Source organism: Streptomyces sp. NPDC127097, assembly GCF_042724075.1.
Taxonomy (GTDB): Bacteria; Actinomycetota; Actinomycetes; order Streptomycetales; family Streptomycetaceae; genus Streptomyces.
Window position 1 is genome coordinate 1 of record NZ_JBHXFI010000020.1, and the last position, 19,364, is coordinate 19,364.

The 19,364-nt window shown below is 72.9% G+C and carries 19 protein-coding genes and 1 tRNA gene; 11 read left to right on the top strand and 9 right to left on the bottom strand.

What is annotated here, in order from left to right:
• Positions 1-28 precede the first annotated feature (28 nt).
• A complete protein-coding gene (locus ACFWJW_RS17410) occupies positions 29-322 on the bottom strand; it encodes a YiaA/YiaB family inner membrane protein (protein WP_085922519.1) in 294 nt (97 codons plus the stop codon).
• A gap of 161 nt (positions 323-483) precedes the next feature.
• Between ACFWJW_RS17410 and ACFWJW_RS17415 the strand changes: the two genes are divergently transcribed.
• The 3 genes from ACFWJW_RS17415 (at position 484) to ACFWJW_RS17425 (ending at position 2,433) form a co-directional block, all read left to right on the top strand.
• Positions 484-557: transfer RNA gene (locus tag ACFWJW_RS17415), tRNA-Pro, on the top strand.
• A gap of 302 nt (positions 558-859) precedes the next feature.
• Positions 860-1,504 (top strand): LysE family translocator, encoded by a 645-nt coding sequence (locus ACFWJW_RS17420; protein WP_387241364.1) that lies wholly within the window; start codon positions 860-862, stop codon positions 1,502-1,504.
• A gap of 191 nt (positions 1,505-1,695) precedes the next feature.
• Positions 1,696-2,433, top strand: a complete 738-nt coding sequence (locus ACFWJW_RS17425; RefSeq protein ID WP_387241366.1) for a DUF6215 domain-containing protein — start codon at positions 1,696-1,698, stop codon at positions 2,431-2,433.
• Positions 2,434-2,464: 31 nt separating this feature from the next.
• On the opposite strand, the gene ACFWJW_RS17430 is transcribed toward ACFWJW_RS17425, so the two are convergent.
• Positions 2,465-2,698, bottom strand: coding sequence for a hypothetical protein (locus tag ACFWJW_RS17430; RefSeq protein ID WP_387241370.1), 234 nt, complete (start codon positions 2,696-2,698; stop codon positions 2,465-2,467).
• A gap of 229 nt (positions 2,699-2,927) precedes the next feature.
• Here ACFWJW_RS17430 and ACFWJW_RS17435 point away from each other — a divergent pair, with 229 nt between their 5' ends.
• The 5 genes from ACFWJW_RS17435 to ACFWJW_RS17455 all read left to right on the top strand — a co-directional run bounded on the left by ACFWJW_RS17435 (position 2,928) and on the right by ACFWJW_RS17455 (position 8,078).
• The gene (locus tag ACFWJW_RS17435; RefSeq protein ID WP_387241373.1) at positions 2,928-3,416 is read left to right on the top strand and encodes a helix-turn-helix domain-containing protein; all 489 of its coding nucleotides are present in this window, start codon (positions 2,928-2,930) and stop codon (positions 3,414-3,416) included.
• A 79-nt stretch (positions 3,417-3,495) separates the two neighbouring features.
• The gene (locus ACFWJW_RS17440; protein WP_387241635.1) at positions 3,496-4,104 is read left to right on the top strand and encodes a hypothetical protein; all 609 of its coding nucleotides are present in this window, start codon (positions 3,496-3,498) and stop codon (positions 4,102-4,104) included.
• Positions 4,097-5,317 (top strand): MAB_1171c family putative transporter, encoded by a 1,221-nt coding sequence (locus ACFWJW_RS17445; RefSeq protein WP_387241376.1) that lies wholly within the window; start codon positions 4,097-4,099, stop codon positions 5,315-5,317. The genes ACFWJW_RS17440 and ACFWJW_RS17445 overlap by 8 nt, the downstream gene beginning before the upstream one ends.
• 167 nt (positions 5,318-5,484) lie before the next feature.
• A complete protein-coding gene (locus ACFWJW_RS17450) occupies positions 5,485-6,708 on the top strand; it encodes a cytochrome P450 (RefSeq protein ID WP_387241379.1) in 1,224 nt (407 codons plus the stop codon).
• 209 nt (positions 6,709-6,917) lie between these two features.
• Positions 6,918-8,078 (top strand): D-alanyl-D-alanine carboxypeptidase family protein, encoded by a 1,161-nt coding sequence (locus tag ACFWJW_RS17455; protein ID WP_387241382.1) that lies wholly within the window; start codon positions 6,918-6,920, stop codon positions 8,076-8,078.
• Between the two features lie 71 nt (positions 8,079-8,149).
• Here the strand turns inward: ACFWJW_RS17455 and ACFWJW_RS17460 are convergent, their stop codons facing one another.
• From ACFWJW_RS17460 to ACFWJW_RS17485, 6 genes are all read right to left on the bottom strand, one after another.
• Positions 8,150-8,668 carry a DUF309 domain-containing protein gene (locus tag ACFWJW_RS17460; RefSeq protein ID WP_387241638.1) on the bottom strand — a complete coding sequence of 173 codons (519 nt, stop codon included), beginning with the start codon at positions 8,666-8,668 and terminating at the stop codon, positions 8,150-8,152.
• Positions 8,669-9,212: 544 nt separating this feature from the next.
• On the bottom strand, positions 9,213-9,545 hold the full coding sequence (locus tag ACFWJW_RS17465) for a DUF427 domain-containing protein (protein ID WP_387241385.1): 333 nt from the start codon (positions 9,543-9,545) through the stop codon (positions 9,213-9,215).
• A 201-nt stretch (positions 9,546-9,746) separates the two neighbouring features.
• The gene (locus tag ACFWJW_RS17470) at positions 9,747-10,217 is read right to left on the bottom strand and encodes a thioesterase family protein (protein WP_387241388.1); all 471 of its coding nucleotides are present in this window, start codon (positions 10,215-10,217) and stop codon (positions 9,747-9,749) included.
• A complete protein-coding gene (locus ACFWJW_RS17475) occupies positions 10,214-11,185 on the bottom strand; it encodes a 3-hydroxyacyl-CoA dehydrogenase NAD-binding domain-containing protein (RefSeq protein WP_387241391.1) in 972 nt (323 codons plus the stop codon). The genes ACFWJW_RS17470 and ACFWJW_RS17475 overlap by 4 nt, the downstream gene beginning before the upstream one ends.
• A gap of 62 nt (positions 11,186-11,247) precedes the next feature.
• Positions 11,248-12,135: a 3-keto-5-aminohexanoate cleavage protein gene (locus ACFWJW_RS17480; protein ID WP_387241394.1), complete on the bottom strand. Its 888-nt coding sequence runs from the start codon at positions 12,133-12,135 to the stop codon at positions 11,248-11,250.
• Positions 12,136-12,221: 86 nt separating this feature from the next.
• Complete coding sequence (locus tag ACFWJW_RS17485; protein ID WP_387241397.1) at positions 12,222-13,091, bottom strand: TetR family transcriptional regulator C-terminal domain-containing protein; 870 nt, start codon at positions 13,089-13,091, stop codon at positions 12,222-12,224.
• Between the two features lie 205 nt (positions 13,092-13,296).
• Between ACFWJW_RS17485 and ACFWJW_RS17490 the strand changes: the two genes are divergently transcribed.
• From ACFWJW_RS17490 to ACFWJW_RS17500, 3 genes are all read left to right on the top strand, one after another.
• The gene (locus tag ACFWJW_RS17490; protein WP_387241400.1) at positions 13,297-15,360 is read left to right on the top strand and encodes a SpoIIE family protein phosphatase; all 2,064 of its coding nucleotides are present in this window, start codon (positions 13,297-13,299) and stop codon (positions 15,358-15,360) included.
• 90 nt (positions 15,361-15,450) lie between these two features.
• Positions 15,451-16,851 (top strand): glutamine synthetase family protein, encoded by a 1,401-nt coding sequence (locus ACFWJW_RS17495; protein WP_387241403.1) that lies wholly within the window; start codon positions 15,451-15,453, stop codon positions 16,849-16,851.
• A gap of 101 nt (positions 16,852-16,952) precedes the next feature.
• Entirely contained in the window at positions 16,953-18,227 is a 1,275-nt protein-coding gene (locus tag ACFWJW_RS17500) for an MFS transporter (protein WP_387241406.1), read from the top strand.
• 178 nt (positions 18,228-18,405) lie between these two features.
• Here the strand turns inward: ACFWJW_RS17500 and ACFWJW_RS17505 are convergent, their stop codons facing one another.
• Complete coding sequence (locus ACFWJW_RS17505; protein ID WP_387241409.1) at positions 18,406-19,125, bottom strand: L,D-transpeptidase; 720 nt, start codon at positions 19,123-19,125, stop codon at positions 18,406-18,408.
• Positions 19,126-19,364: the final 239 nt, after the last annotated feature.

Genomic DNA, 19,364 nt, shown 5'->3' on the forward strand with positions numbered 1-19,364 from the left:
GGAGATCCCCGGCCCGCGGCCGCCGGGGTCAGACCTGCCCCGGCTTGAAGACGTCCTGCTCGATGAGGAGCTTGTCGATCCGGGCCTTGTCCACCCGGTTCGTCACCTCCTCGACCTCCTGGCGGTCGCGCACGCACTTCGCCAGCGTGAACGCCGAGGACACCACGAAAATCAGACCGAGGGCGAGAAAACCCCGCTCCCACGGCCCCACCGGCAGCTTGATGATCCCGATCACCAGCGCCACCAGCGACAGCCCGAAGGAGATCGCGGCCTGCACGAAGAAGGCCGTGGTCGTCGGCCGCTGAATCGATGGAGTAGTCATGCGCGTAGCGTGGCGGCACGGTGACACCGGCGCATGAGTACAGCTACTCATCTCGCACCCGCCGCCCCGCCGGGAGACGGGAAAGTGGCAGCCCCCACCCTCTGACATGCGGTATTGTTCTCGTGCGCGGTCAGCCGGGACATCCCGGCCGGATCGGGCACCGGGACGTGGCGCAGCTTGGTAGCGCACTTGACTGGGGGTCAAGGGGTCGCAGGTTCAAATCCTGTCGTCCCGACGGTGCAAGCGCAGGTAGGGGTCATCTTCGGATGGCCCCTTCTGTGCGTTCGGGAGCGCGTGGGCAGCAGCGCGGGAGCGCTCCGTACCGGACCCGTTCCGCTCAAATGCCCTGCGTGCCTGGCGGGTTGGGGCCCGCCGAGCCTCATGACCCATGCGGCCGCGCCTGCGTGCGAGATCCGCTGCGTGCGGGGCAGCCCCTGCCGGTGCCTGGCGATATCGGTATGTGGATGGGCCTGGAGCGGACGGTCCGCCCTCTGTTTGTATGAGCCCCTGGAACGCAATTCAGGAGGTGACGGACACATGGTGTCCACGGAGAGCATTCTCGCGTTCGCGGCGATGTCGCTGCTGGTGATCGTGATTCCGGGGCCGAGTGTGCTGTTCGTGATCGGCAGAGCCCTCGCACACGGCCGCCGCACCGCGCTCGCCACGGTCCTCGGCAATCTGGTGGGTTCGTACGTCCTGGTGATCGCTGTGGCGTGGGGCCTCGGTGCGCTGGTGGAGAGCTCGGCGGCGGTGTTCATGGGCGTGAAGATGGCCGGAGCGGCGTACCTCGTCTATCTGGGGGTGCAGGCGTTCCGGCACCGCAAGGAGATGCGCGCGGCGGCCATGGAGGCCCCGGTGAGCGAGCGGCGTGGCGATCTGCGCACGATCCTGGACGGGATTTTCGTGGGCGTCACCAACCCGAAGGGCATCGTCTTCTTCGCCGCGGTGCTGCCACAGTTCGTGGACCACGCGGCGGGCCACGTCCCCCTCCAGATGATGGTGTTGGGCCTGGTCCCGGTCGCCATCGGCCTGATCACGGACACCCTGTGGGGCCTGGGTGCCTCGGCGGCCCGCTCCTGGTTCGCCCGCTCGGACCGTCGTCTGTCGATGGTGGGCGGGGCGGGCGGCTTCGCGATGATCGGGCTGGGCGTCACGGTGGCGGCGACGGGCCGCGCCGACTAGGGACCGGGCGGCGCCCCGGCCGACCAGGGACCCGGCGGCGAGCCATGAGCCGAGCCGGCGGTGCCACCGGGCCGCGGCAGGAGCGGGCAGGGCGGGCCGGCGCCGTGGTGACGGCGAAATTCCTTGTCCGCCTGATGATCGCGGGTTAAGGTCCGGGGGCACTTATCGGGGGATCATGGCAGGTGGGGGACATGGTGGACGATGGTGGCGCGCCCGCGGAGGGTGCGTCCTCGAAGGGCACGTCCGCGAAGGGCACGTCCGCGGAGGGTGCGGGCGCGTGGGGGCAGGCCGTCGCGGCCGTGGCGCTGGTGGCGGCCCTCGGTATCGGTCTGTGGGCGTTCCAGGGGACGTCGTCGTCATCGGACGGCGCCCAGCCGCCCGCCACCTGCTCGGGCGGGGAGGCCGAGAAGAAGTCCCGGCACGTCTCCGGGGCGCAACTGTGCGCGGCGCTGAACCGCCCCGACCTGGCCGAGCTGCTGGGCACGCCGGGGCAGGCCGCGAAGACCGCCGGCGGCAGCGGCAGCTCCGTCAAGCTCGGCAACGGCAAGGAGATCGCCACCCCGTCTGCCCAGGTCGAGTTCGAGACCTGCACCGTCACGCTGTCGGCCACCTACGACGGTCACCCGGTGGCCGGGTCCGCCGCGCTTCTGGGGGACGGCGCGCGGCAGCGGACGGTTCTGGACCGCCCGGCGGTCGTCTACGCGGACCGCACCATCAGCATCCGCTTCCGCCTCGACGGCAGCGACACCGACAGCGGTCCCGGAGTCCCGGCCCGCACCCTCACCGTGGCCCAGGACGCGAAGGACAGCGGCGGTTCCTTCGAGGTGTCGCTGTGGCGCGCGGACGGCGCCGTGCCGGACGACGCGGTGCTGCTCCGGGTCGCCGAGAAGGTGCTGCCGACGGTGCCGGGGTGGGCGGCCGGCGGGTGACCGGCTCCTGCTCGAAGGCCGGATCCGGCTTTCATCCCGGTACGCGCTGCGCCTCGTCCCTGATCTTCTTCTTGTGCTCGTCCGTGAGCTGGAGGTAGCGCTCGCAGCGGCCGCACTCCACGCAGACCAGCACCTGGCTCGGAATGTCCTCCGCCCCCCAATAGCCGAGCTCCACCATGAACTGCCTCTTGATCGCCTTCAGGGCGTAGACCTCTTGTGCACCGCAGGCAGGGCATGTTCCTTGGCGCATGTTCGTCACCGTCATGGCCCGGCAGCTTAGTAGGGGGGCGTGAGCCCGTCGGACGCCCCGGTCGGCGTGCTGTGTGTGACGCTCCGTGTGACCTGCGCCCTTCGTCGCTCAACTCCCGGTTAAGTCCGGCGATCCCTACTGTCCGTAAGTGGACTGGTGCACCGCGTTCCTGGCGTGTCAGGATGAGTGCGAGGTGACGGAGCCTTAACTGTTCGTTGGGCTCAATCGACGGGGGACGGTAGAGATGAACGTGGGGGGAGACAGCCGGTCCAAGGGGGCGGGCAGCGTGCTCGCGGAACGGCTCAACCACCTCTTCGCGAACATGCATCCGCCGGGGGCCCCGTATACCAACGCCTTTGTGGCCGAGGAGATCAGCGGGGGAGCGGAGGAGTACGGCGGGGTCAAGGTCACCGAGCAGTATCTGTCGATGCTGCGCACCGGCAGGCGTACGAACCCGAGCCCGGAGCTGCTGCGCGCGCTGGCCAAGTTCTTTGCCGTACCGGTCGGTTATCTGCTGGGGGACCTCTCGCAGCCGCAGGCCGCGCGGGTGGAGGAAGAGGTCCGTTTCCTGGCGGCGATGCGGGACCAGCGGGTGCGCGCGATCGCGCTGCGCTCCGTCGGGCTGCCGCCGGAGGTGCAGGACAGCCTGACGACGATCATCTCCCAGTTCCGGCAGCAGATGAACCTGCCGGCCGATCCGCCGGAGCAGGGCGGTGACCGACGCGGTGAGTGAACCGGTGCGGACCGCGGAGCGCGGCCAGATCTTCTCTTCCTGGCAGCGGGGCGGAGACGAGGACGGGACGAGCATGCGAGTGGGGCAGATACGCCGGCGGTGCAAGCGGCTCATCAAGGAGCTGGCGCTGCCGGCCACGACCGATTTGCGCGGGATGTGTGACATCGTCGCCGCGCGGGTGGCGCGGCCCGTCCATCTGGTGCCGATGAGCCTGGGCGGGGTGGTCTCGGGGATGACGGCCGTCACCGACGACGGCTACTGGGTCTTCTACGAGCTCAAGACCTCACCGTGGCACCAGGCGCACATCGTGCTGCACGAGCTGAGCCACCTGCTGTTGGGACACGGCCAGGATCCGGCGGTCACCGAGGACGCGCTGAAGCTGTGGACGCCGTCCGTCGATGTCGCCACCGCCATGCGGCGGATGGGCCTGACCATGGGCTTCGCCCGGCATCACGGCTATGACAACCTCGCCGAGCGGGAGACCGAAGTGCTCGGCACGCTCCTGATGGAGCGGGTGGCGCCGTCCGCGGCCGAACGCGCCCTGCCGCTGGAGGGCCGGGCGGCCGAACTCGCGGCGGCGCTCGGGCCCGCGCTCCAGCACATCCGGCGGCAGGAGACCCCGGCCGGGGACGAGCGGACCGACGGCGCGGGGGCGGGCGCGGCGCAGGACGGGGGCCCGCGTGTTTGACGTCATCTATCTGTCGTTCGGGGTCGCCGCCTGGGCGATCGTCGGGTACAAGTCCGTCGCGTGGTTCCGGGACCGCAGCAACGCGGATCTGGGACTGGCCTGTGTGATGACCGGCGGGGTGGCGACGGTCTTCCTCTTCTCCGCGCCCAGCGTCTACCGCGCCTTCGACCGGCTGGTGGGCGTGGCCAACCTCGCCATGGTGTTCCTCTACTCCTCCGTCGTGGTGTTCGCCGCCGGTGCGCTGGTGTTGCTGCTGCGCTGGACGGCGGGCGAGGGCGCGCAGGCGCGGGTCCGGGTACGGCGCCGCGCGCGCGTCGCCGTCGGGAGTGTGGCCGCGCTGTGGGCGGTGGCGATCACCGGCTTCGCGGTCGGCCGTCCGGACGCCGTCGAGCACCCCCGTGACTTCAGCACCGCCTATACCGACTCCCCGGGAGTCATGCTGTTCCTGGTGCTGTATTTGGCCATTTTCGGATTGAGTTCGGCGGCCCTGGGGACCCTCTGCCCCCGCTACGCCGCACAACTCGGCGGCACCCACCTGGCGCGCGGTCTGCGGGTGCTGGCCGCGGGCTGCTGGCTCGGCCTGGTCTACTGCTCCTGCAAGGTCATCGGCTTCGTCCTGTCCTGGACGGGCCACCCGGCGCTGTGGCTCTCCAACGGGGTGGCCCCGTTGAGCGCCTCGGTCGCGGCGCTGATGGTCCTCGCCGGATTCGCGCTGCCGGCGGCCGGCCCCCGGGTCGCCGCCTGGCGCCGGCTGCGCCGCCTCTCCCCGCTCTGGCGGACCGTCACCGCACAGACCCCCGAGGTCACGATGGGCTCCCCGGCGTGGTCCGTGCGCTGGCCGTTCGCCGATCTGGAGTGGCGGGCCAACCGGCAGATGGCCGAGATCCGGGACGTACAGCGCGGCATCCGCCGTCATGTGGAGTCCGACGCCGTCGACATCGCCCGCGAGCGGGCCCGCGCGGTCGCGCTCGACGACCGGCAGCTGGCCGCCGTCGCGGAGGCCGCCGCGCTCCGCCGTGGACTGGAGAACCGTGCGGTGGGCCATGTCCCCGAGCACGGCGCCGACAGCGTGGTGGTCGCCAACGGCACGGACCCGGCCGAACTCACCGCGGAGTACGAGCACTTGGCACTGGTCGCGGATGTCTACCACTCGCCGCTGATCGACACCGTGCTCACCGAACTGCGCCAGCGGAGCTCGGTGGCGCACGGCTGAGGAAGCACCACAGACGGGGTGGCCCGGCACGGGGGTCCGGGCCGCCCGTACCACCCGGGCGGCACCGGCCCATCGGACCGGTGCCGCCCTAGGGGCCGTCACCGGGGCCGTCGCTGGATGGCGTGCGCCGGACGGGAGGGGGAACGACACGGCCTAGGGTCGGGCTCATGCAGAACACCGCCGAGACCGGCCCCGACGCCCCCATCGATATGACGCCCCTCCTCGACGATCCGTACGCCGCCTACGCCGCGCTGCGGGACGCCGGACCGGTGCACCGGATCACCGGAGCCGACGGGCACCCCGCCTGGCTGGTGACCCGCTACGACGACGTCCGCCGCGCCCTCGCCGACCCCCGGCTCTCCCTGGACAAGCGGCATGCCGCGCCGGGCGGTTACCGCGGTTTCGCCCTGCCGCCCGCGCTGGACGCGAATCTGCTGAACATGGACCCGCCGGACCACACCAGGGTGCGCCGGCTGGTGGTCAAGGGTTTCACCACGGGCCGGGTCGAGGCGCTGCGCGCGCCCACCCGGCGGATCGCCGATGAACTGCTGGACGCGATGGCGGAGCGCGGCCGCGCGGAGCTGATCACCGACTACGCCGGGCCGCTGTCGATCGCCGTGATCTGCGATCTGCTGGGCATCCCGCACCGTGACCGCCCCGATTTCCTGGCCTGGTCGGACGCCCTCATCACCCCGGACCCGAGCCGGCCGGAGCTGATGAAGGAGGCGATCGGGGCGATGCTGACCTTCTACACCGGACTGATCGCGGCCAAGCGCGCGGAACCGGGCGACGACCTGCTCTCGGATCTGATCGCGGTGCGCGACGAGGCGGCCCCCGGCGAGGAGGACGACCGGCTCACCGAGGACGAACTGACCTCGCTCGCCTTCCTGATCCTCTTCGCCGGATACGAGAGCACGGCCCATCTCATCGGCAACGCGGTGCTCGCCCTGCTCGACCACCCGGACCAGCTCCGGCAGTTGCATCGCAATCCGGCCGAACTCCCGGCGGCGGTGGAGGAGTTCCTCCGCTTCGACAACCCGTATCCGGTGGCGATCCGTCGCTTCCCCATCGAGGACATGGAGATCGGCGGCGTACGGATCCCGGCCGGGGAGAGCGTGCTGCTGTCGATCGCGTCCGCGAACCGCGACCCCGCGCGTTTCCCCGAACCGGACGTGCTGGACCGCGGCCGGGACCTCTCCGGGCACCTCGGGATGGGGCACGGCATCCATCACTGTCTCGGTGATCCGCTGGCCCGGCTGGAGGCCGTCACGGCGCTCGAGGCGCTCCTCGGCCGCTTCCCGGAGCTGCGACTGGCCGTCCCGCGTGGTGATTTGCGGCATCGTCGGGCGCTGCGGGCGCGTGGCCTGATTTCGCTGCCCGTCACCTGGTAATCGGCAAACGAACAAGTTTTTGAGGCATAACCGTTCGCTCATGCGGTAGAAAGGTTCCTGAGACCCGCCCGGTGTGCATCCCCCGTCGCACCGGGCGGGTCCTTCTTTGCACCTGTTGCAGTTGCGACACGCCCGGTGGTTCGGCGCGGCCCTGAGCCGACTGGCTCAACCGCGCTGCGGTCCACCGCACCGCTTCTTAGCGTGACGGCATGGCAATTGACGCAGGTGTGTCCAGGAAGGCCGGTGTGGTGGCGCTGATCGCCGTCGCCGGTGTCTCGCTGACGTCCATACCGGCCGCGGCCAACGGGGCGACGGCCCGTCAGCCCGCCGCCGGGGTACAGGCGCCCACCGACCCCGGCACCGCGAGGCTGCCCAGCGGCCTGTCCGCGCTGTCCTGGATGGTGGCCGACGCGGACACCGGCAACGTGCTGGCCGCGAAGAGCCCGCACCGCAAGCTCGCCCCGGCCAGCACCCTCAAGACGCTGTTCGCGGTCACCGTCCTGCCGAAGTTCTCGGCGGGCACGGTACGCCGGGTCAGCTCCGCCGACCTCGCGGGGGTCGGGGCCGGCAGCAGTGTCGTCGGCGTCCGGCAGGGTCGCAGCTACACCGTCGGCGACCTGTGGCGCGGGGTCTTCCTGCGCTCCGGTAACGACGCGGTGCATGTGCTGGCCGCGATGAACGGCGGCTGGCGGACCACGGCGGAGGAGATGCAGGAGACCGCCCGGAAGCTCGGCGCCCGCGACACCACCGTCAAGTCCCCGGACGGTTATGACGCGCCCGGTCAGGTGTCCTCCGCCCACGACCTGACCGTCTTCGCCCGCGCCGGGCTCGCCAACGAGGACTTCGCCCGCTACTGCGCCACCACCCGCGCCACGTTCCCCGGCGCGGGCGGCGCCACGCGGATCGAGAACACCAACCGCCTGCTGGCGGGCTCGCACGGAATGGCCCGCTACCCCGGCATCATCGGCGTCAAGAACGGCTACACCAGCAAGGCCGGCAACACCCTGATCGCCGCCGCGCGCCGGAACGGCCGCACCCTCCTGGTCACCGTCCTGAACCCCCAGTCGCAGGCGTACAACGGCGTCTACAAGGAAGCCGCGGCCCTGCTGGACTGGGGCTTCCGCACCGCCGGCACGGCCCAGCCGGTGGGCACCCTGCATGCCGTACGCGCCGCCGACGACGGGGCCGGTCCGATGCGCCCGGCGGCGGCCGAGGTCACCGGAGCCGCAGCCCGTGGCGGCGCGCCCTGGCGCACCACCCTCGTCCTCGGGGCGGGCGGCGCCGGCGTCGCGGCACTGGGCCTGGGCCCGCTGCTCGCCAGGTGGTGGCAGGCTCGCGGCCGCAGCGGACGGAGGGGAGGGGCCGCGTAGAGATCGAAGTGACACCCCTAGGGGGCCCGGCGGGTCGGCCCGCCCCTGGTCCCCGGTGGGGCGTCTTTCGGTCATGTCTCCCGTCGCCGCAGCCGGGGCGCGGTCTCCGCCGCCGGTACGGGCCCGGAGCCGGTCAGACGCCCGGTCAACTCCCGGGCCCAGGACAGGAGTCCCGTGATGTCGATCCCGTAGGGGGCGGTCTTCTCGTACGGCGCGATGGCCGTCGCGCCCCGGTCGAGCAGCGCCGTTCCGCCCGCGGTGTTGCCGCGCGCCGCATGGGTGAGTCCCACCGCGAGCTGGGCCAGCCCCCGCCAGAGCTCGCGCTCCTCCTGCGGCGCCGCCTTCCAGGCGTCCTCCAGGACCTCATGGGCATGGAACGGCATCCCGCCGTCGAGCAGCCGCTGTGCCTCGGCCAGCGACTGCGCGGGCGTCCGGGGCACGCCCTCGGGCTGCCGGGCCACGCCGGGGGAGCCGTACGGCAGCGGCCGGCCGAGCCCGTCACGTGGGCGGGCGTTACGGGCCCGCCCCTCCTCGTCACGGTCCCGGCGGCGCGGCCCGGCGGGGTCGGGGGCACCGGAGCCGGCGGCGATGCGGTCGCCAGCGCCCTCGCCCGCTTCTGCGGCCGCGCCCGCGCCGTCGCCCGCTTCTGTGGCCGCGCCCGCGCCGTCGCCCGCTTCTGCGGCCGCGCCCGCGCCGTCGCCCGCTTCTGCGGCCGCGCCCGCGCCGTCGCCCGCTTCTGCGGCCGCGCCCGCGCCGTCGCCCGCTTCTGTGGCCGCGCCCGCGCCGTCGCCAGCGCCGTCCGTTTCCGTCCCGGCTCCACAGTGCTCGCAGACCGCACTGCCGGGCCGTTCCCTGATCCGGCCGCAGGCATCACACACCTGGTCCAGCCAGCAGGCCGGATCGCCGCCCTCGTCGACCGCCCGGTGCGGGGCGGCCGGGCGGGACGGCAGGGGCCGGTCGTGGGGGCCGGGCCGGTCGTGGGGGCTGTCCGCGTCGTTCACGCTTCGATTGTGCGCCGTGCGGCCGGCCGGCGTCGCCGGGGGGGCCGGGCGCGCGCTGCCGTACCGGCGGGCGCCCGGCCATTGTCAGGTTTCTTTCCTATTCCCCTCGGGCGGGGCGCCGGGCCGCTACGGCTCAGACCAACTCGACCTCGTAGAAGCAGAAATGGTCCTTGATCCGGGTGACCTCGGGGTGCGGCTCCGGGTAGGCCCACACGATGTCCTCCGGGCCGCCGGCGAGCGACCAGTAGGAGGCGGTGCCCTTGAAGGGGCAGACGGTATGCGTGTCGGACGGGGTGAGCAGCTCGGTGCGTACGTCCTCGGGAGGGAGGTAGTAGCGCACCGGATAGCCGGTCTCGGACAGGAGCAGCGGGCGGCGGCTCTCGGCGATCAGCTGTCCGCCGATCTCGACGCGGACGTGGTCGGTGCCTTCTTCGACGTCGATGCGGTGGCCTCGGGTGGTGCTCATGGTCACTTCCCTTCGGTGGGCGGGGGAGGTGACTCCCTCCCGGTCCAGCATCGCACCGGGAGGGAGCGGGGCGGGCGGGGCACCACGGGGCCACGGGCGGGCGCCGTCCCGTCGCGCCAGCCAGCCAGCCCGTGCGCCGCCGCCGCACACCTCGCGGACGCCGCGCCGTCGCCGCACACCTCGCGGATACCGCGCCCCGCCTCACACCTCGCGGATACCGCGCCCCGCCCACTCCGGCGCGGGCGTGATCAGGCCGGCGAGGCGCTCGCGGGCCGTCGGGGGCAGCGCGGCCGAGCGGCCGGTGGCCTGGTCGATGTGCAGGGTGAACAGTTCCTCGGTGGCCACCGGCTCGCCGGAGGGTTCCCCGGCGAACATCTCATGGACCAGCCGGAGCTTCTTGCCGTCCACGCCCAACACGGTTGTACGGACCGTGAGTTGGCTGTCGCGGGCGACCTCGCGGAGATAGCGGACATGGGCCTCGACCGTGTACAGGGAGCAGCCGGTGCGCTCCCGGTAGGCGGCGTCGAGGCCGGCCGCGTCCATCAGGGCGTCGGTCGCGAAGCCGAAGACCAGGACGTAGTACGCCTCGCTGAGATGGCCGTTGTAGTCGATCCACTCGTCCCGGACCGTTTGGCGGAAGAGGGGCAGGCCGCCCGTGGTGGCGTCGCTCATCGGCGGGTGCTCCCCAGCCGGCCCGTGGCGCGCAGGACGTCGATGACGCCCTGGTCGCGGGCGGCGACCAGATCCGCGTACGTACGGTCGCCCGCGGCCTCCCGGCAGCCGTCGACCATGGCGTCGCGCAGCGCACGGTCCAGCTCGGGCGCCTCCAGGCGGGTCCACGGCGACTTCAGGGACGGGCCGAAGTGGTCGAGCATATGGGCCATCCCGCCCTCGCCGCCGGCCAGTGCGAAGGTCAGGCAGGGGCCCATGAACGCCCAGCGCAGGCCGGGCCCTTCGGTGATCGAGGCATCGATGTCCTCGACCGTGGCCTCGCCGTTGGCGACCATGTGGAGCGCCTCGCGCCAGAGCGCCTCCTGGAGGCGGTTGGCGATGAAGCCGGGCAGTTCGCGGTCCATGGTGATCACGGACTTGCCCGCCGCTCCGTAGAAGCGGGAGGCCCAGGCGACGGCCTCCGGGTCCGTCCGCTCGCCGCCGACGACCTCCACCAGCGGGATGAGGTACGGCGGGTTGAAGGGGTGGCCGACCACGAGGCGGCCGGCGTTCCCGTCCGCCGTCTGCATATCGGTCATCGGGTAGCCCGAGGTGGAGGAGGCGATGACCACGCCCGGCCGGGTGGCGGCGGCCAGCTCGGCGAGCAGGGAGCGCTTCAACTCCAGCTTCTCGGGGGCGCTTTCCTGGACGAAGTCGGCGTCGGCGACCGCCTCGGCGAGGGTGCCGGCGATCGTCAGCCGGTCCGGCGAGGCGCCGTCGGCCAGTCCTATCTGTTCCAGCGCGGGCCAGGCGGCGGCCACCAGGTGGCGCAGCCGGTCCTCGGCGTCCGCGGCCGGGTCCCAGGCGGTGACGTCGTAGCCACGGGCGAGGAAGTGGGCGACCCAGCCGCCGCCGATCACTCCGGCGCCGATACAGGCGACGCGGCGCACGTCCTCGGGGGCACAGGGGGCAGGGGTGGTTTCCGGCATGAGGGAGCGGCTCCAGGTGGCGGGGAGGAGAGGGAAGGGGAACGGGGCGGTGCGGCCGTGGGTCAGGTGCGGGGCTTGAGGCCCAGGAGGGCGCGGGCCCGGTCGGGCGTGGCGACCGTGGCGCCGAGCAACTCGGTGATCTGGACGGCGCGTTCGACCAGCTGTCCGTTCGTGGCCTGGACGCCCTTGCTGAGGTACAGGTTGTCCTCCAGACCCACCCGCACATGCCCCCCGAGCAGGATCGACTGGGCGACCCACGGCATCTGCATCCGGCCGAGGGCGAAGCTCGCCCACCGGGCGCCCTCGGGCAGCATGTGGACCATCGACTGAAGTACCCCCGGGTCGGCCGGTGCGCCCCACGGGATGCCCATACAGAGCTGGAAGACGGTCGGGTCGTCCAGCAGCCCCTCGGCCAGCAGCTGCTTGGCGAACCACAGCTGACCGGTGTCGAAGATCTCCAGCTCGGGCCGTACGCCGAGCTCCTGGATGCGCTTCGCGCCCGCCCGCAGCATGTCGGGGGTGGAGACATAGAGGTTGGAACCGTCGCCGAAGTTGAGCGAGCCGCAGTCCAGGGTGCAGATGTCGGGCAGCAGCTCCTCGACGTGCGGCAGCCGCTCCAGGCCGCTCACCAGGTCCGTCCCGGGCAGCTGCCGGAGCGGCCGGTCGGGGTCGATCACCAGGTCGCCGCCCATGCCGGCGGTGAGGTTGATGACGACGTCGGTGCCGGTCTCCTTGATCCGCTCGACCACCTCGGCGTACAGCCGCGGGTCGCGCGACGGTTCGCCGGTCCCGGGGTCGCGGACATGGATGTGCACCACGGCGGCGCCCGCGGCCGCCGCCTCGACGGCCGAAGCGGCTATCTGCTCGGGCGTCACGGGGACGTGCGGGGAGCGGCGGACGGTGTCACCGGCGCCGGTGAGCGCGCAGGTGATGATGACCTCGTGGTTCACGGGGGTCCCTTCTACGGGGCGGGTGCCTCGGTCTACGGGGGTGGGTGCCTCGGTCCTAAGGGGCTCGGGCTCGGCGGAAAACGGCGTCAGACCGCGGGGGCGAGGGTGAGTTCGCTCTGCACGAAGGCGAGCAGCGCGGTGTGCATGGTGTCGGGGCCGGTGCTGTCCGGAGCGGTGGCGAGTACCTGGGTGGCCAGGCCGTCGATCAGCGCGGTCAGCCGGAGCGCGGTGAACTCCGGATCGACGGTGCGGAAGACGCGCTGGCCGACGCCGCGGCGGACGACCTCGGCGACGGTGGTGCGCCACTGCCGGTAGTAGTGCTCGTGCAGCCGCCCCACGGCGGTGGAGCGGGCGGCCTCGGCCCACAGATCGAGCCAGACCAGCCACTGGCGGCGCTGCTGCTCGGTGCGCGGGATCTGTAGCGCGATCAGCTGGAGCAGCTCGGCACCGGCGTCGGGGGCCGCGGCCGACTCCGCGGCGCGGCGCGCGGTGTCCTCGTCCATGCACCAGCGCACCGCCGCTTCCAGCAGTTCGTCGCGGCCGGGGAAGTGGTAGTGGACGGCGGCCGGGCTGGTGCCGCAGGCGGCGGCGATATCGGCGACCCGTACGCCGTGGAAGCCGTGCTCGGCGATCAGCCGGACGGTCTCCCGTACGAACTGGAGCGGCCGGCCGCCCTCGGGCACGGCGACCGGCTCGCGGCCGGGCGGCGCCGCGGGCCGCTCCGGGGCACCGAGCAGCCAGCCGGTGTCGACCGCCCCGATATCGGCGATCCGCACGATCTCCGCCAGCGTGAAGCGCCGGGTGCCACCCAGCGACCTGGACAGCTTCGAGGGGTCCATCACGATCCGGCGGGCGAACTCGCGCTGGCTGCATCCGAGCCGGCCGATCACCTGCCGGACACGCTCCGTGACCTCTCCGGCGTCGTCGGTGACCCGGTCTCCGGGGGTGTCCTCCATGGTCCGGGACCGTAACAGCGTGTTGAGAACATCGCAACGGCCGGGGGGAGGGTGCGGACGTATGGGCCTGTTGTGAAGGGGTTCAGGGTGCGAGGGTGTGGGCAACCTGAGAGGAGAGTCAGTAGTGCGGCGACCGCTGTCGCCGTGAGTACGGATAAATGGGCTGGGCACGCCGCAATCCGGGTGAATGTGGCAAAGTGACGACATGGCTGACCGGGGAGCGAAGCGGCCCACCGTGTCGGTGCCGGACGACTGGCCCGCCCACCCGGACCTGACCCTGGCCCTCAACGGCATGGGCGGCTTCGACTGGGACCTCGACAGCGGGCTGATGCATATGGACCCGCCCGCCCTCGAGGTCTTCGACATGCTTCCGGCGGAGTACGACGACCGCCCGGCCACCCTCAACACGCGCGTCCCGGCCCATGAGGCGGCCCGTCTGGACGCCCTGGTCGCCCGGGCGCTCAAGGACGGCAGCGACTCCTACGGCGCCTACTTCCGGGTCCGGCTGCGCGACGGTGAGCTGCGCTGGACGCACAGCCAGGGCAGCATCCGCCGGGACAGCACCGGCCGGCCGCGCCGGATCATCGGGGTGGTCCGCGACGCCAGCCACGAATACACCCACGCGGCGGAGCGGCTCGCCGGGGACGAGGAGCGCCGGCGGCACACCAGCGTCGTCGAACGCACCACCGCCGCCCTGGCCCACGCCAGGACGGTCGGTGAAGTGATCGCGGTGCTCGCCGATGAGCAGGGGCTGAGCCGGCTGGGCGCGGAGAACGTGATCCTGGGCCTGGTCGAGGCGGGACGCATCCGGCTGATCTCCGAGGGCAAGGCGGGCAGCTTTGTCCCCGACCTCGAATACACGCGGGTGGGCGACGAGTTCCCGATGAGCGAGGTCGTCCGCACCCTCACCCCGCGCTATGTGGGCAGCCGCGCGGAGTTCCGGCACAAGTGGCCCCGGCTGTGGCCGGCCATCGAGCCGCTGAACGTCAACTCCGCCGCCTATCTGCCGCTGATCGCGCAGGGCCGCCCCATCGGGGTGATCGGCCTGTTCTTCGAGCGGGAGAGCGACTTCCGCGACCAGGAGCGCAACGTCCTGGTGGCGCTCGGCAGCAGCATCGCGCAGAGCCTGGCCCGCGCCATGCTCTACGACCAGGAGCACGATCTCGCCGCCGGCCTCCAGCAGGCCATGCTGCCGCGCCGGATCCCCGGCATCCCGGGCGCCCAGATCGCCGTCCGCTACCGCTCCGCCCGGATGGGCCGGGACATCGGCGGCGACTGGTACGACGTGATCCCGCTGCCCGACGGCCGGGTCGCCGCCGTCATCGGTGACGTCCAGGGACATGACACCCAGGCCGCGGCGCTGATGGGCCAGCTGCGGATCGTGCTGCGCGCCTACGCCGCCGAGGGCCACGCCCCCGCCACCGTCATGGGCCGCGCCTCCGCCTTCCTCAACGAGCTGGACACCGACCGCTTCGCCACCTGTATCTATGTCGACGCCGACCTGAGCACCGGCTCGGCCCGGATCGTCCGGGCCGGCCATATCGACCCGCTGCTGCGGCACGCCGAGGGCATCTGCCGCCGGCTGCCGGTGGCCGGCGGGCTGCCGCTGGGTATCTCGTCCGAATTCCGGCGGCTCGACTACCCGGTCACCACGGTCCAGCTCGCCCCCGGCGACACCCTGCTGCTGTGCACCGACGGCATCGTCGAACAGCCCGGCACCGACCTCGACATCGGGATGCGGGAGCTGGCCCGCGAGGTCCGCGACGGGCCCCAGGACGTCCAGCAACTCGCCGACCGGCTCTGCGAATCGGCGGGCGACCGGACCGGGGAGGACGATATGGCGCTGCTTCTGCTGCGCCGGCTGGGCGCCCCGGAGCACGACATCGTCGGACGGTTCCGCCAGCACATCGCGCCCGCCGACCCCGAGGGCCTCTCCGCCGCCCGGCACATGATCCGGGCCGCCGTGCGCGCCTGGGGCGCGGCGGACCGTGCCGAGGAGATCGAACTGGTCGCCGACGAGCTGATCACCAATGCGCTGCTGCACACCGACGGCGAGGCCGTCGTCAACATCCGTATGCCGCACAGCGTCGGGCGGCTGCTGCGGCTGGAGGTCGAGGACCACTCCAGCAGCCTGCCGCGACGCCGGGAACCGGGCGAGGCCGGCGTCTCCGGCCGCGGTCTGCTCCTCGTGGACCGGCTGGCCGATGTCTGGGGTGTGGAACCGCGCGGCAGCGGAAAGTGCGTATGGTGCGAGTTCAACTGCTCCTGACCGGCCGGCGCCGAGCCGGACCGGCACGGGCGCTCAGCGGGTACGGGTACGGGTGCCGGGGCTTCGGCACGGTCGAGTGAGGACGGCTCTATGGGAACGCGGGCTGCGGAACAGCGCCAGGAAGCCCGCCAGTTGGCGGCGCGGCTGGAGGCGGAAGGCGTCCGGAACGTGGCGCTGACCTGGGTGGACAACGCAGGCGTCACCCGCGTCAAGACCATTCCGGTGCAACGGCTCGCGGCCGCCGCGGAGCGCGGCGTCGGGATGTCGCCCGTCTTCGACGTCTTCACGTCCGACGACGCCATCACCGAATCCGAGCACCTCGGCGGGCCCGACGGTGACCTGCGGCTCTTCCCCGACCTGGACCGCGTCACCGTACTCGCCGCACAGCCCGGCTGGGCCTGGGCGCCGGTGGACCGCTACGACCAGCTCGGCCGGCCGCACCCCGCCTGCCAGCGGCAGTTCGCCCGGCGGATGGTGGAGCGGGCCGGCGCGGCCGGGCTGGAGCTGCGGATGGGCTTCGAAACGGAATGGGTGGTCACCCGCGCCCCGGACGGGCCGCACGCGGCCGCCACCGGCCCGGACGAGACCTTCGACTACCCCTGCGCGGGCCCCGCGTACGGCATGACCCGGGTCGTGGAACTCTCCGACTACCTCCGCGATGTCACCGAGGCGCTGACCGTCCAGGGCATCGACGTCCTCCAGCTCCACCCCGAGTACGCGCCCGGCCAGTTCGAGGTCACCACCGCCCCGGCCGACCCGGTCCGCGCCGCCGACGACGTGGTGCTGGTCCGCGAGACCGTCCGCGCCGTCTCCGTCCGGCACGGCCTGCGCGCCTCCTTCGCCCCGTCGTTCGTCGCCGGCCAGGTCGGCAACGGCTGCCACCTCCACCTCGGCCTGTACCGCGACGGCGACAGCCTGCACCGCACGCCGGACGCCTCCTGGGGCCTGGCCCCGGACGCGGTGGCCTTCCTCGGCGGCGTCCTGAACGCGCTGCCCGCCCTGCTCGCCATCGGCTGCCCCTCGCCCGCCAGCTATCTGCGGCTCCAGCCCTCCCACTGGGCCGGCGTATACCAGTGCTGGGGCGTGGAGAACCGGGAGGCGGCGCTGCGCCTGATCACCGGCGCGCCCGACGACCCGGACGGCGGCCATGCCGAGGTCAAGACCTTCGATGCCGCCGCCAATCCGTATCTCGCGGTCGGCGCGGTCCTCGCCGCCGGACTGCACGGCATCGAGACCGCGGCCCAGCTGCCGGCACCGCACGCCGGCGACCCCGGCACCCTCGGCGTCCGCGAACGCGCCCGGCGCGGCATCGTACGGCTCCCCGCCACCCTCACCGAGGCGGCCGACCGGCTGGAGAAGTCCGCCCCGCTGTACGAGGCGATGGGCGAGGTCCTGCACGGCGCGGTGCTCGCGGTCCGGCGCGCCGAGGAGGCCCACTTCGCCGACTGCGAGCCGGAGGAGATCGCCGCGGCCACCCGGTGGCGGTGGTGAGGGGGACCGCCCGTACGCTCCGGCCGTAAGGGGCAAGCGGCCGGAGCGCCGCTTCCCGCCCCGGCGCCCCACCGCGCCCCCGTCACGTGCTTTACTGCCGCGTGCCCCCTACAACGACCGCCGAAAAGGGCGAAATACCGCTGCGCTCCCGGATATTCGCCGATCTGACCCCGCTGCGCACCTCCCCGGACTACCGCCGTCTCTGGTGCGGCAACACCATCTCCTGGATGGGCCAGCAGATGACCGCGCTCGCGGTCTCCCTCCAGGTCTATGCCATCACCCACTCCACCTTCGCGGTCGGCCTGGTGGGTCTGTGCTCCCTGGTGCCGCTGGTCATCTTCGGGCTGTACGGCGGCGCCATCGCCGACACCGTCGACCGCCGCAAACTGGGCCTCTACAGCGCCATGGGCGCGACCGTGATGTCCCTGGCGCTGGCCGCCGCCGCGCTGGCCGGATACCACCGGGTCTGGCTGCTCTACACCGTCGTCGCCTTCCAGGCCGTCTGCTTCGCGATGAACTCACCGGCCCGCAGCTCGATGATCCCGCGGCTGCTGCCCACCGAGCAGCTGCCGGCCGCCAACGCCCTCAACTCCCTGACCAGCAACCTCGGCCTGATGGGCGGGCCGATGCTGGGCGGGGTCATCGTGGGGCTGTGGGGCTATCAGACCGCGTATCTGATCGACGTGGTGGCCTTCAGCGGCTCGCTGTACGCGATGTGGCGGCTGCCGTCCATGCGTCCCGACCAGGGGGAGGGGCCGCGGCGCCGGGCCTCCGTACTGGACGGCCTGCGCTTTCTCGCCACCCGTCCGAATCTGCGGATGACCTTCTTCTCCGACCTGGCGGCGATGGTGCTCGCCCAGCCGCGCGCACTGTTCCCGGCGGTCGCGGTGCTCTGGTTCGGCGGGGACGCCAAGACCGTCGGCCTGCTGGTCGCCGCGCCCGCGGTGGGCGCCGTATTGGGCGGGCTGTTCTCCGGCTGGCTCGGCGGGATCCGCCGGCACGGCCTGGCCATCCTGATCGCGGTGGCGGCCTGGGGTGCGGCCATCGCCTGCTTCGGGCTCTCCCGGCAGTTGTGGCTGGGGCTGTTCTTCCTCGCCGTGGCCGGCTGCGCGGACACCGTCTCGATGGTCTTCCGCAGCACCATGCTCCAGGCGGCGACGCCGGACGCGATGCGCGGCCGGCTCCAGGGCGTCTTCATCGTCGTGGTCGCCGGCGGCCCCCGCCTCGGCGACTTCCTCGCCGGCTCGGCGGCCGACCTGACCTCCCCGGCCACCGCGGTCATCGGCGGCGGCCTGGCCTGCATCCTGACCGTCACGGCCCTCGGCCTGGGGCGCCGCGCCTTCGCCCGCTACGACGCCCGCGACCCACAGCCGTGAGGGGAGCCGCCCATGGGACAGCACGCGGCCCGTCGAGCGCCGGGTGCGGGTGTGCCCCCGGCGCGCCCCTACAGCAGCACCGGATCAGATCCCGTCGGGCAGGCGGGAGTTCGGCGCCACTGCGGATCACCTTCCCCGCCGTGAGCCGTAAGCCGTACGCCGCGCCCCGCGCCCCCGGTCAGTAGCGCGTCAGCGCCGTCGGCCCGGACGCCGTCCCGATGGCCATATGTGGATGCGCGGACGGCCGGACCCAGGACAGGATGCGCGCCATCGCCCCGGCCGGTACGGACACACAGCCGGCCGTGGCGCCCTTCCCGTGGACATGGAGGAAGATTCCGGCTCCGCGGCCGTGCACCGGGCGGTGGTAGTTGAAGCCGATGACCAGGGCCCGGCTGTACTGCGTCGGGTAGCCGGCCAGCCGCTCGGACTCGGCGGCCGCGCAGTCGGGCGGCAGCGGGTCCACCCAGCGGTTGTAGGAGGCGGAGGCGTTGTCCTCGCACCACCAGGAGTGTGGGCCGACCCTGCGGTACGGGACCGTGGTGCCGGACGGTGGCGCGGCGGTCCCGAAGCCGAACGGGAGGTCGTACAGGCCGGTCGGGGTGGTCGAGGTGCCCTGCACCCGGCTGCCGCCCTCGGCCAGTCCGCCGGATCCGAAGCGGGCCGGCGCCGAACCCCGCTGCTGCCAGCGGCCGTTGTGGCGCTGCCACCACTGCACGGTTCCCGTGGTGGAGCTGAGGGTGGCCGCACGGGCGGTGATCAGCTGGGTGCCGCCGCCGGTGTCGGCCATGGCCGCGGGGAGGGCGACGCCGGGGGCGGGGGAGACGGCGGGTGGCGCGGCCGCCGCACCGGGGGCGGCGGGCACCCCCAGCGCCGGACCGACCGCCGACAGCAGCGCCACGGCCCCGGCGCAGAGCCTGCTCCGGGCCCTCCCCGGCAGCGCCCCGCCCCCGAGCCCGCCGCCGGCCCCCGCCAGGCGCGTCCTCGATCTCGACCTCGACCGCGATCTCGTCCCTGTCCCGTTCCGCGTCATGGGCATGACCGCACGGTAGGGCGCGACCGGTGTGCCCGGCGACGCCCGATCGGGTCATATACGCCGTGCCCCGCCCGCGCGCAACCCGTCCGCGGCAATCCGCCGTG